General features: G+C 72.0%; 10 protein-coding genes. 4 read left to right on the plus strand and 6 right to left on the minus strand.

Features of this window, described 5'->3' with window-relative positions:
• Positions 1-536 precede the first annotated feature (536 nt).
• On the minus strand, positions 537-1565 hold the full coding sequence (locus tag VGD85_RS15730) for an aldo/keto reductase (protein ID WP_331064378.1): 1029 nt from the start codon (positions 1563-1565) through the stop codon (positions 537-539).
• 109 nt (positions 1566-1674) lie between these two features.
• Here VGD85_RS15730 and VGD85_RS15735 point away from each other — a divergent pair, with 109 nt between their 5' ends.
• Both VGD85_RS15735 and VGD85_RS15740 read left to right on the plus strand, forming a co-directional pair.
• Positions 1675-2235, plus strand: a complete 561-nt coding sequence (locus VGD85_RS15735; protein WP_331064379.1) for a helix-turn-helix domain-containing protein — start codon at positions 1675-1677, stop codon at positions 2233-2235.
• Positions 2236-2302: 67 nt separating this feature from the next.
• The gene (locus tag VGD85_RS15740) at positions 2303-2905 is read left to right on the plus strand and encodes a dihydrofolate reductase family protein (protein WP_331064380.1); all 603 of its coding nucleotides are present in this window, start codon (positions 2303-2305) and stop codon (positions 2903-2905) included.
• 13 nt (positions 2906-2918) lie between these two features.
• On the opposite strand, the gene serA is transcribed toward VGD85_RS15740, so the two are convergent.
• On the minus strand, positions 2919-4523 hold the full coding sequence (gene serA, locus VGD85_RS15745) for a phosphoglycerate dehydrogenase (protein WP_331064381.1): 1605 nt from the start codon (positions 4521-4523) through the stop codon (positions 2919-2921).
• 226 nt (positions 4524-4749) lie between these two features.
• Here serA and VGD85_RS15750 point away from each other — a divergent pair, with 226 nt between their 5' ends.
• Entirely contained in the window at positions 4750-6309 is a 1560-nt protein-coding gene (locus VGD85_RS15750; protein WP_331064382.1) for an ABC-F family ATP-binding cassette domain-containing protein, read from the plus strand.
• 4 nt (positions 6310-6313) lie between these two features.
• Positions 6314-6856 (plus strand): GNAT family N-acetyltransferase, encoded by a 543-nt coding sequence (locus VGD85_RS15755; protein WP_331064383.1) that lies wholly within the window; start codon positions 6314-6316, stop codon positions 6854-6856.
• A gap of 9 nt (positions 6857-6865) precedes the next feature.
• On the opposite strand, the gene VGD85_RS15760 is transcribed toward VGD85_RS15755, so the two are convergent.
• From VGD85_RS15760 to efeB, 4 genes are all read right to left on the minus strand, one after another.
• The gene (locus VGD85_RS15760) at positions 6866-7531 is read right to left on the minus strand and encodes a metalloregulator ArsR/SmtB family transcription factor (RefSeq protein WP_331064384.1); all 666 of its coding nucleotides are present in this window, start codon (positions 7529-7531) and stop codon (positions 6866-6868) included.
• Positions 7524-8852, minus strand: coding sequence for an MFS transporter (locus tag VGD85_RS15765; RefSeq protein ID WP_331064385.1), 1329 nt, complete (start codon positions 8850-8852; stop codon positions 7524-7526). Before VGD85_RS15765 ends, VGD85_RS15760 begins: the two co-directional genes overlap by 8 nt.
• Positions 8849-10207, minus strand: coding sequence for an MBL fold metallo-hydrolase (locus tag VGD85_RS15770; protein WP_331064386.1), 1359 nt, complete (start codon positions 10205-10207; stop codon positions 8849-8851). Before VGD85_RS15770 ends, VGD85_RS15765 begins: the two co-directional genes overlap by 4 nt.
• 60 nt (positions 10208-10267) lie before the next feature.
• On the minus strand, positions 10268-11469 hold a 1202-nt coding region (gene efeB / locus VGD85_RS15775), incomplete at its 5' end, for an iron uptake transporter deferrochelatase/peroxidase subunit (protein WP_331064387.1).

Genomic DNA, 11469 nt, shown 5'->3' on the forward strand with positions numbered 1-11469 from the left:
GGATGCACCACCGCCCACTGGTAGGCCAACCGCAACAGATCGGTCTCGGCCCGACGGACCACGTCCGCACACGCGCCAGCAGCGTGGAGGATCTGCTCCTCCGACATCTGCGCCAACGCGTCCGCTGTGACCATGACCACAGTCAAACAGACGGCACCGACAGTCCCCCCGGACACGGTGTTTGCCCAGGTCAGAGCATGGTTGTCGGCCTGCGGGTGGTCTTGGGTGCAGGTGGTCGAAGAACGGGTAACGGGGTCACCGTTCGCTGCGGTTCAGCACGGGTGGCCAGCGCCAGCGCTCGGCACCAGGCCCGCGGTTGCAGCGCAACCTCCTCAACCACCGACCGACCCTTGCAGAACGACCGCCCACCGGATCCTCGTGTCTGCGACGGCGACCACAAGCACGATCACCACCGCCGACCCCGTGCCGAGCGCCCACGGCGACCACCCTCGGGTGACCACAGCGGACGGTGACCAAGTCCCCCGTCAAAGCAACGCCGACCCGAGACCACCCGCAGGCAGAGCACAGCCCGACGGTCAGGCGGCGGAGCGCTCCTCCAACGGCCGGCGGCGGAGGTCGGCGCGGTGGAGCGGCGGGGTGCGATAGGCCGAGGCGTCCGGGACGCCCACGTCGGTGCCCGGGGCGACGATCTCGTCGATCCGGTCGAGGATGTCGTCGTCGAGCCGGACGTCGACGCCTTCGAGGAGGTCCTCGAGGTGCTCCATGGTGCGCGGGCCGAGCAGGGCGCTGGTGACACCCGGGTGCGCGATCGCGAAGGCCATCGCCAGGTGCGTCATCCGCAGGCCGGCCTCGTCGGCGAGCGCCGCGACCTTCTCGACGGCCTCCAGGCGAGCTTCGTCGCGGAAGTTGCCCATCCGGGCAGCACGACGCAGGTCGGTCTCCTGGTCCCTGCGGATGCGCCCGGTCAGCATGCCCTTCGCGAGCGGGCTCCAGACCAGCGTGCCCATGCCATAGCGCTGCGCGATCGGCAGCACCTCGGACTCGATCCCGCGGTTGAGGATGGAGTACGTCGGCTGCTCGGTCCGGAACCGCTCGAGCCCGCGGCGCTCGGCCGCCCACTGCGCCTCGACGATCTCGGAGGCGGGCATGGCCGAGGACCCGATGGCCCGCACCTTGCCGCTGCGCACCAGGTCCGACAGCGCCGAGAGCGTCTCCTCGACGTCGGTCGCCGGATCGGGCCGGTGGACCTGGTAGAGGTCGATGTGGTCGGTCTGCAGCCGGCGCAGCGAGTGCTCCACCTCGGTCATGATCCAGCGGCGCGACAGGCCCCTGCGGTTGGGGTCCTCGCCCATCGGCAGCCCCAGCTTCGTCGCGAGCACGACGTCGTCGCGACGGCCCTTCAGCGCCAGGCCGACGATCTCCTCCGACTCCCCCGTCGAGTACACGTCGGCGGTGTCCACGATGTTGATGCCCGCGTCGAGGGCCCGGTGGATCATCCGGATCGACTCGTCCCGATCGGGGTTGCCCATCGCGCCGAACATCATCGCGCCGAGCGCGTACGGCGTGACCGCGATGCCGGTCGTGCCGAGCGTGCGGTACTGCATGTGACCTCTCCTCCCGGCACCGAGCGATGCCGTACCATCGGATTGAAGTGGGACATCGTCCCGGTTTGATCGACGATACGGAACGCTGTCCCGTTTAACAAGGAGACCCATGCCCCGAGCCGATGCGCAGCGCAACCTCGACGCCCTGCTCGACGCCGCCAAGGCGGAGTTCGCCGAGCGCGGGGTCGACGTGAGCGTGCGCGCGATCGCCGCCCGGGCGGGGGTGGGCACCGCCACGCTCTACCGGCACTTCCCGCAGCGCTCGGACCTCGTCGCCGCGGTGTTCCGGCGCGAGATCGACGCCTGTGCCGCGGCCGCGCCCGAGCTCGCGGCGACGCATCCGCCCGACGAGGCCCTCGAGCTGTGGCTGCAGCGTTACACCGAGTTCGTCGCGACCAAGCACGGCCTCGCGGCCAGCCTGCACTCGGGCGATCCCGCGTTCAGCGCGCTGCCGGCGTACTTCAGCGAGCACCTCGGCCCCGCACTCGCCGACCTCCTCGGTGCCGCCGAGCGGGATGGCTCGATCCGCGGCGACCTGGACCCGATCGACCTCCTCGGCACGGTCGCCAACCTCTGCATCAGCCCGCCCGGTGTCGACGACCCGACCCGGGCCCACCGCATGGTCGGGCTGCTGCTCGACGGGCTGCGCTACCGGGCCCGGGAGCGATGACTTCTCGGCGCCGACCGGGTCGGCACCTGGTGAAGACCGACCGACTCCGACCGAGGAGGTGCCCCCGATGGGCGAGCTGCACGTCAACATGAACGTCACGCTCGACGGCGTGATCCAGGCCAATGGTGGTCCCAGCGAGCAGGACCGCGGCTTCGCCTACCCCGGCTGGGAGCGTCCGTACTGGGACGACGAGGCCGGCGCCCAGGTCAACGCGGACGTGGCCGCCTCCGACGCGCTGCTGCTGGGGCGTACGACGTACGACATCTTCCGCGGCTACTGGCCGGGTCAGCCCGACGAGATCGGCGTGGCCTTCGACCGGGTGCCCAAGTACGTCGCGTCGCGGGGCACGCCCACGCTGTCGTGGGCGGCCAGCACCCAGGTCCGCGACGCGGCCACCGAGGTGCGCGAGCTGCGGGAGCGGCACCGGCAGATCCACACCTGGGGCAGCGCGAACCTGCTCCAGACCCTCTTCGACGCCGGCCTGGTCGACCAGGTGAACCTGTGGTTGCACCCCGTGGTGATCGGTCAGGGCAAGCGGCTGTTCCCCGAAGGCATCGCCGCGAGCCGGTTCGAGCCGGCCGAGCCGGCCCGCACCTACGCCCGCGGGGTGACGCTGCTGCGGCTGCGCCGCCTGGAGGGCCCGCCGGAGACCGTGTCCGAAGCCGCGTGACGGCCCCGGGCGATCAGACCAGGTTGACCGCCCGGACCGAGGTCGCGTCGATCGCGTGCTGGAGATCGGCGAGCACCTCGGCCGGGATCGCGGTGTCGACGGACAGCGCGACCAGCGCCCGTCCGCCCTTGGCATCGCGGGCCACCTGCATGCCGGCGATGTTGATGCCGGCGTCGCCGATGATCACGCCGACCGTGCCGACCATGCCCGGTCGGTCCTCGTAGGTCAGGAACGCGAGGTGCTCGGTCGGCTCGAGGTCGACGTCGAAGCCGTTGACCTCCACCAGCCGCTCGCGCTGGTTGATGCCGACCAGGGTGCCGCTCACCGACACCTGCGAGCTGTCGGCGAGGGTGCCTCGGATCGTGATCAGGTTGCGGTGGTCGGGGCTCTCCGGGTCGCAGACGAGGCGTACGGCGGTGCCGCGCTCGGACGCGAGGAGCGGCGCGTTCACGTAGGAGACCTGGTCCTCGACGATGTCGGTGAAGATGCCCTTGAGCGCGGCGAGCTCGAGCACCTTGACGTCGTAGTCGGTGATCTCGCCGCGCACCTCGACGTCGATGGAGAGCGCGACCTCGCCCGCCACGCCGGTGAAGACGCGGCCGAGCTTCTCGGTGAGCGGGATGCCGGGGCGCACGTCCTCGGCGATGAGACCGCCCTGCACGTTGACCGCGTCGGGCACCAGCTCGCCGGAGAGCGCCAGTCGCACGGACTTGGCGACGGCGAGCCCGGCCTTCTCCTGGGCCTCCTCGGTGGACGCGCCCAGGTGCGGCGTGGCGACGACGTTCTCGAGCTCGAAGAGCGGGCTGTCGGTGCACGGCTCCTGGGCGAACACGTCGAGTCCGGCGGCCGCGATCCGGCCCTCCTTGAGGGCGGCGTAGAGCGCCGCCTCGTCGACGATGCCGCCGCGCGCGGCGTTGACCAGCACCAGGGACGGCTTGGCCCTGGCGAGCTGCTCGGCGCCGATCAGGCCCACGGTCTCAGGGGTCTTCGGCAGGTGCACGGACATGAAGTCCGCCTCGGCCAGCAGCGTGTCGAGGTCGACCAACCGCACCCCCATCTGCGCGGCGCGGCCGGCCTGCACGTAGGGGTCGTAGGCGACGACCCGCATGCCGAACGCGCTCAACCGCTGCGCGACCAGCACGCCGATGCGCCCGAGGCCGACGATGCCGACCGTCTTCTCGTACAGCTCGATGCCGGTGTAGCGCGCCCGCTTCCACTCACCGTTCTTCAGCGCCGCGTGGGCCGGCGAGACGTGCCGGGCGGCTGCGAGCATCAGCGCGACGGCCAGCTCGGCGGCGGACACGATGTTCGACGTCGGCGCGTTGACCACCATCACGCCCGCCTGGGTGGCCGCGCGCACGTCGACGTTGTCCAGGCCCACCCCGGCGCGCGCGACGACCTGGAGCCGCCGAGCGACGTCGAGCGCCTCCGCGTCGACCTTCGTGGCCGAGCGCACCAGGAGCGCGTCCGCCTCGGGCAGGGCGGCCAGCAGCGCCGCGCGGTCCGCGCCGTCGCAGTGCCGGATGTCGAAGTCCGGACCGAGGGCCTCGACGGTCGCCGGACTGAGCTCTTCGGCGATGAGTACGACGGGCCGGGCGTCGGGACGTGCGGCGGGCATGGTCACAGCGTGAAGTCCTCGCGGGGGTGCCGGGTGCGATGTGTCGATCGAGCGCACGACGCTGTGCTGCGCTCGCACTCTACCCGACCACCGCGAACAAATCGGTCGCGTCCGCGCAGACGCCCCACCTACCCTGGGGGCCGTCCCAACCCCTCCCCGCAGGCAGGTCGCATTGAAGCTCTGAGGTCGCCGTCCACCCACCGCAACCTCGTTCGGAGCTACTCCCATGCCTGCACCCACCCCTGTCATCAGCGCGTCCGGCCTCGGCTTCGCCTGGCCCGACGGCACCCCGGTCCTCGACGGTCTCGACCTCCTGATCGGGCCGGGCCGCTCCGGCCTGGTCGGCGTCAACGGCGCCGGCAAGTCGACGCTGCTGCGCCTGATCGCCGGCGACCTGCGTCCCACCACCGGGCACGTCCAGGTCGCCGGCGAGGTCGGCTACCTGCCCCAGGACCTCACCCTCGACGTCGCCCAACCGGTCGAGGACTTCCTTGGCATCGGCGCGATCCGCCGCGCCATCCGCGCCGTCGAGGGCGGCGCGGTCGAGGAGGCCCTGTTCGACACGATCGGCCACGACTGGGGCGTCGAGGACCGCGCCGGTGCCGAGCTGGCCCGGCTCGGCCTACCCGCCGACGTGCTCGACCGGCGCCTCGGCGAGCTCTCCGGCGGCGAGGTCACCCAGCTCGGCCTGGCCCGGCTGCTGCTGGCGCGGCCCGACGTACTCCTCCTCGACGAGCCGACCAACAACCTCGACGCCCGCGCGCGAGAGCGCCTCTACGACGTGGTGTCCGGCTGGTCGCGGTCCCTGCTGGTCGTCAGCCACGACCGCGAGCTGCTCGAGCGGGTGGACCGGATCGGCGACCTGCGCGACGGCGGCGTGCGCTGGTACGGCGGTGGCTACAGCTCCTACGCCGCCCAGGTCGAGGCCGAGCAGGCCGCCGCCCGGCAGGCGGTGACGTCGGCCCGCTCCGACGTACGCCGCCAGCGGGCCGACCGGGTCGAGGCCGAGCGCGTCTTGGCCCAGCGGCGCCAGCAGGCGAAGAAGGCGGAGGCGACCGGCGGGCTGGGGAAGGCGCAGATCCACTACAAGCGCAACCGCGCCGAGCGGTCCGCGGCCGGCCTGCGCGGCGTGCACGACGCCCGGTTGGCCGATGCCCGCGAGCGGCTCACCGAGGCCGAGGGCCGACTGCGCGAGGACCGGGAGATCCGCGTCGACCTGCCCGGCACCGAGGTGCCGCGCGGACGCGTGGTGCTCACCGGGGACCGGATCGCGATCAGCGGACCCGACCGGGTCGGTGTGGTGGGGCCGAACGGGTCGGGCAAGACCACCCTGCTGCACGAGCTCGTCGGCGCAGCGGAGGTGCCGGTGGCGCTGCTCCCCCAACGGCTGGACCTGCTCGACGACGACGCCACCGTCTACGAGAACGTCAAACGTCGGGCGCCGGCGGCGGACGCCAACACGGTGCGCGCCCGGCTGGCGCGGTTCCTGTTCCGCGGCGCGGCTGCGGACCGCCGGGCCGGCGACCTGTCCGGCGGCGAACGGTTCCGCGCGACGCTCGCCGCACTGCTGCTGGCCGATCCGGCGCCGCAGCTGCTGCTGCTCGACGAGCCGACCAACAACCTCGACTTCGCGTCGTACGACGCGCTGGTGTCCGCGCTCGAGGCCTACCGCGGCGCGCTGGTGGTGGCCAGCCACGACGCGGCGTTCCTCGACGACATCGGGGTCGACCGGATCGTCGACCTCGACAATCCCGGTGCGGACGCCGACACCGGGCTGACAGGGTGACGCCGTGCACGTTGTGACCGACCGCCTGCTGATCCGCCCGTGGCGCCACGAGGAGGCGCCCCGGCTGCTCGACATCCTGAGCCGCCTGGAGGTCGTGAAGTGGCTCGGCGACGGGGAGCCCAAGCTGATGCGGGACCTCGAGGAGGCCCACGAGCGCATCGACCGGTACGCCGAGCGCTCGGCCCCGCCGCTGGGCATGTGGGCGATCGAGCGGACCGCCGACGGCGTGTCCGTCGGCACGGTCCTGCTGCTCACGCTCCCGAACGCCGAGCACGGCGAGGTCGAGATCGGGTGGCACCTGCACCCGGACTCGTGGGGCCACGGCTACGCCACCGAGGCGGCCCGGGCCGTGCTCGCACACGGGTTCGCCGGCGGGCTGCCCGAGATCATCGCCGTGAGCCACACCGACAACCGGGCCTCGCAGGCCGTCATGCGGCGACTCGGCATGGAGGACCGGGGCGTGACCGACAAGTGGTACGCGGACCCGTCGGCGCTGTTCGTGATGACCGCGGAGCGGTGGGCCGAGTTGGCGCGGACAGGGACCTGACTTGCGGGGTCAGGCAGCGGAGTGTGGTCGGAGGATGCCGTCGATGCGCCACTCGAGAGCGCCGTCCTCGGCGCGGCGCGCCCGGTAGCCGCGGGCGTTGAGGATGCGGACGGCCTCGTGGGCCATGACGCAGTAGGCGCCGCGGCAGTAGGCGACGATCTCGGTGTCGGTGGGAAGCTCGTCGAGCCGGTCGGCGAGCTGCTCGATCGGCATGCTGAGGGCCCCTGGGAGGTGGCTGGCGGCGTACTCGGAGCCAGGTCGTACGTCGAGGATGACGAGCTCACCGGCTTGGGCCCGCTCCAGGAGCTCGGCGCGGGTGATGGCTTCGGTGTCCTCCGGGCCGAGGTACGCGCGGCGGGCGCGATCGGTGCCAGGTCGGTGTCGCAGCGCCACCGAACGGACGTTGACCAGGAGCTCGGCGACGTCCTCATCGGTGAGGAAGTTGATGACGCGCTTGCCGTCGCGTACGGAGCCGACCAAGCCGGCTTCGCGCAGCGACTGCAGGTGCGCCGAGCAGGTGGAGATGCCCATGTCGGCGGCGTCGGCGAGCTCGTCGACGCCGCGCGGCCCGTGGGCGAGCAGGTCGAGGAGCTCGAGGCGGCCCGGGTTGGCCAGTGCCCTGCCGACGGCCGCGAACTCGGCGAACAGGGCGCTCTTGGCAGCGCGATCACCCATGGGGCGCTCCTTCACGGTCGGCGTCACTCGAGCCGGCGGTTCTGGCATTGCGGGGGTGGGTCTCGTACATCCGGACGGCGACGATGAGCGCGGAGACGACACTGATGGCGGCGGCTGCCCAGACCGCGGCGCGCAGGCTCCACAGGTCGGCAACGACGCCGCCCATGAGTGCGCCGACGGCGTAGCCGAGGTCGCGCCAGACCCGATAGATGCCCACGGCTCGGCCGCGCCAGGCCGGGTGCGCGACGTCGCCGATTGCGGCGAGGAGCGTCGGGTAGACCATCGCGGTGCCGGCACCGAGGAGCACGGTGCCCGCGGCCCAAGGTGCGAACGTGTCGGCGGCGGCGACCACCGCGAGGGCGGATGCCTGGATGAACATGCCGACGCTGATCAGGCGTTTTCGGCCCCACCTGTCCGAGAGTGCGCCGGTGAGCAGTTGGCCGGCGCCCCACACGGCCGGGTAGAGCGCGAACAGCAGTCCGATCTGACCCACGGGCAGTCCAGCCGTCGCGAAGAGGAGCGGGAACAGACCCCAGGAGAGTCCGAAGTTGAGGTTGTTGACCAGGCCCGCCTGGCTGGCCGAGGACAGCGCCTTCTCGCGGAAGCTGGTCTGCACGAAGACCTCGCGGCTGCTGAGCTCGCCATGCAGGTGATCGTGCAGCCCGTCGGCTCGGGGAACATGACCGACGGCTTCCGTGCGCGCGTGGTCCCGGGTCTCCGTGACGAGAAGCGTCGAGAGTCCGAGTGCGAGAGCGGTGTAGGACAGGCCGAGCAGGAACGGCGCCGGGCGCAGACCATAGTGAGCCGCGAGGTAGCCGGCAGCCAGGGATGTGAGGGCTACGGCCCCGTAGCCGGCGGCCTCGTTGAGTCCCATGGCGAGGCCGCGCTGCTTGGGGCCGACGAGATCGATCTTCATGATGACCGTGGTGGACCAGGTCAGGCCCTGGTTGATGCCGAGCAGCACGTTGGCGGCCACGACCCAGCCCCAGTTGGGCGCCCAGATCAACATCAGCGGGATCGGGATGGCCACGACCCATCCGGCGATCAGCACGGGCTTGCGGCCGTAGCGGTCCGACCAGGTGCCGGCGACGTAGTTGGCGGCCGCCTTGGTGACGCCGAACGCGATGACGTAGGTGAAGATGAAGGTGTAGCCGCTCAGCCCGAACTCGCGTTCAGCGAGCAGGGGCAAGACGGTCTGCTGCTGCCCGACCATGCCGCCGACCAGTGCGTTGATCGCGACCAGCAGGGTGAACTGGGCGGCATTGGCTCGCAGTCCGAGGCGGGGCTGTGTTCCCTGGTCCTGGGCGTCGACCGGGTTCATGCCCCTGCCTCGAGACGGCGACCCGTGGTGGCGGCCCAGTCGTCGGGTCCGCCGAGGAGAACAGCGAGATCCTGCTGGCCGGCCCTGGCCAGGAGGCTGGCCGCACCCATGGCGCGTTCGCCGTGGCCGCACATCACCACGGTCGTGCCGTGCCGATCGTCGGTCGGCGGGTCGTTGGCCAGGTCACCGAGCTCGACATGGGCGGCGCCGGGGATGTGCCCAGCCGCGAACTCGGCAGTCTGCCGGATGTCGAGCACGTTGGCGTCGGCGAGCTGTCCGACGGTGACCAGAGGGATCGAACCGGTGGGCTGCCCGGCTTGCGCCCAACTCCGGACTCCGCCCTCGAGCTCGCCGATCAGGTTGTCGTAGCCGACCTTGCGGGCCTGCCAGAGGATCTCAGCCGGGTCCTGGTCGCCGTTCCGGACGACGACTATCGGCTTGGCCGCCCGCACGAGCCAACCCAGCCAGGTCGCGAACACCGGTCGCAACGGGATCGACACGGAGCCCGGTACGTGGGCGGCGGCGAAGTCGGCGACCGGCCGTACGTCGACCACCTCGACATCGGCCCGCCAGAGCCGGGCCACGTCGGTGGGCGCGAGGCCCGGCAGAGAGTCGCCGTCGACGAGTTCCGGCCCGCGTCGGTTGAGCTCGCCGAGGGTGAGGAAGTACGGAGGGAAGCTGCCCAGGGAGTCGAGCAGCTGCTGGACGAAGGCGTCCTCGGACTCGGCGCGGAGCAGGGTGTTGGTGGCCCGCTCGGTCCCGATGGTCGAGGTCCGTTCCGAGCCGGGAGGGGCCGAGCAGAAGGAGCCGGCGCCGTGAGTGGGCCACACGGCGACGTCGTCGCCGAGCTCGGCGAGCCGGCGTAGCGATCGGTACTGGGCGCGGGCGAGCTCTTCGGTCCGGTCGGGTGACACGAGGTCGGTCCGTGCCGCTGAGCCGACGATCAAGGAGCCGCCGGTGAAGACCCCGAGCGCCCGTCGGTCGTCGAGCAACTCGAAGGCGATGTGCTCGTGGGTGTGGCCAGGCGTTCCCAGCGTCCGCAGACTCAGCCCGCCGAGGTCGACCTCGTCCCCGTCCGCCAGTCCCCGGTGCGGGAACTCGCGGTGGCCTGCCTGCGATGCGAGCACCATCGCACCCTCGTCGGCCGCCAGCTGGACCGCGCCGCTGAGGAAGTCGGCGTGCAGGTGAGTGTCGGCGGCGTAGGCGATCTTCAGGCCGCGGCGCTCGGCCTCGGCCCGCATCGCCCGCAGATCGCGGCTCGCGTCGACCGCGAGAGCACGGCCGTCGGCGAGGTCCACGAGGTACGCCGAGTTGCCGAGACCCTCGTCGACGACCGGGATGACGGACACGCTCATGACAGGCACCCTACGTCATTCCAATGATTATTGGAATGATGCTCGCTCCGGCGCTGAGGCTCAGCCGAACAGCGCCTGACCGACGTACTCGCCCTCGGCCGCGCCGGGCGGGACGGCGAACAGGGCGGAGCCGGTGACCTTGAGGTACTCCATCATCGCGTCGGACTTCGCCATCTTGTTCTGGATGGGGATGAAGTGGGTGTCGGGGTCACGGACGAACGCGATGAAGAACAGCCCCGCGTTGAGGCCGCCGAGGGAGTCGGTGCCGTCGACGAAGTTGTAGCCGCGGCGCAGCATCCGCGCCCCGTCGTTGAAGTCGGGGTGTACGACGCGGACGTGGGAGTCGCGCGGGATCACGGGGCCGTCGCTGCCGGGCATGTCGAAGTCGGGCTCGGTGAACTCCTCGCCGCCGGACAGCGGGGCGCCGCTGTCCTTGGTCCTCCCGACGAACGCCTCCTGGTCGCCGAGCGGCTGCCGGTCCCAGACCTCGATGGTCATGTTGATCCGCCGGGTGACGAGGTACGAGCCGCCCGCCAGCCAGTCGGCGCGGGCGTCGTCGCGGGCGCCCACCCAGACGTGCTCGGCCAGCGCGTCCGGCTCCTCGGCCTTGACGTTGGCGGTGCCGTCCTTGAAGCCGAACAGGTTGCGCGGCGTGGACTGCGACGTCGAGGTCGTGGAGGTGCGGCCGAAGCCCAGCTGCGACCAGCGCACCGCGACCGTGCCGAACCCGATCCTCGCCAGGTTGCGGATCGCGTGGACGGCCACCTGCGGGTCGTCCGCGCAGGCCTGCACGCACAGGTCGCCCGACGAGCGCTCCGGGTCGAGCATGTCACCGGGGAAGTGCGGCAGGTCGCGCAGCGCCTCGGGCCGGCGGTCGGCCAGGCCGAACCGGTCGCGGCCGCGGGCGTCGCGGAACAGCGATGGCCCGAAGCCGAACGTGATCGTCAGGCCGCTGGCCGACAACCCGATCGCCTCGCCGGTGTCGTCGGGCGGGAGGTTGCTGGCCCCCTCGACCGGCCCGACCTCGCCGGCAGGCAGACCGCGCGTCATCCGGTCGGCGGCCTCGGTCCAGGCCTTGAGCAGCGCGATCAGCTGGGCCCGCGACCCGGTGGTGACGTCGAAGGCCGCGAAGTGCAGGCGGTCCTGGGCGGGCGTGACGATGCCCGCCTGGTGGGCGCCGCGGAACGCGAACGCGTCGCCGCCACGCGCGACCGGTCCACCCTCGGCCGCGGTCGCGCGGCCGGCCGCGAAGGCGCCGGCCG

Source organism: Nocardioides sp. (assembly GCF_036401255.1).
GTDB lineage: Bacteria > Actinomycetota > Actinomycetes > Propionibacteriales > Nocardioidaceae > Nocardioides.

Coding starts and splice junctions, on each gene's coding strand:
- VGD85_RS15730 (WP_331064378.1), bottom strand. CDS start 1,565: ATGCAGTACCGCACGCTCGGCACGACCGGCATCGCGGTCACGCCGTAC.
- VGD85_RS15735 (WP_331064379.1), top strand. CDS start 1,675: ATGCCCCGAGCCGATGCGCAGCGCAACCTCGACGCCCTGCTCGACGCC.
- VGD85_RS15740 (WP_331064380.1), top strand. CDS start 2,303: ATGGGCGAGCTGCACGTCAACATGAACGTCACGCTCGACGGCGTGATC.
- serA (WP_331064381.1), bottom strand. CDS start 4,523: ATGCCCGCCGCACGTCCCGACGCCCGGCCCGTCGTACTCATCGCCGAA.
- VGD85_RS15750 (WP_331064382.1), top strand. CDS start 4,750: ATGCCTGCACCCACCCCTGTCATCAGCGCGTCCGGCCTCGGCTTCGCC.
- VGD85_RS15760 (WP_331064384.1), bottom strand. CDS start 7,531: ATGGGTGATCGCGCTGCCAAGAGCGCCCTGTTCGCCGAGTTCGCGGCC.
- VGD85_RS15765 (WP_331064385.1), bottom strand. CDS start 8,852: ATGAACCCGGTCGACGCCCAGGACCAGGGAACACAGCCCCGCCTCGGA.
- VGD85_RS15770 (WP_331064386.1), bottom strand. CDS start 10,207: ATGAGCGTGTCCGTCATCCCGGTCGTCGACGAGGGTCTCGGCAACTCG.